We start from the raw sequence: 222 nt of genomic DNA, 5'->3' as shown, positions 1-222 counted from the left end.
GGTGCTCCCCGCGTATGCGGGGATGATCCCCATGGCCGCCACGTCGCCCTGCGTCTCCGCGTAGTGCTCCCCGCGTATGCGGGGATGATCCCGATGACCAGAAGTCGCATACCATCAGGCCGTCCGTGCTCCCCGCGTATGCGGGGATGATCCCCTGTCCGTGGAGGGGTCGAGCGAGGTCGTGGGGGTGCTCCCCGCGTATGCGGGGATGATCCACCTCGG

The organism is Olsenella sp. kh2p3 (assembly GCA_900119625.1).
Taxonomy (GTDB): Bacteria; Actinomycetota; Coriobacteriia; order Coriobacteriales; family Atopobiaceae; genus Tractidigestivibacter.
Note: the sequence above shows the minus strand (reverse complement) of the source record.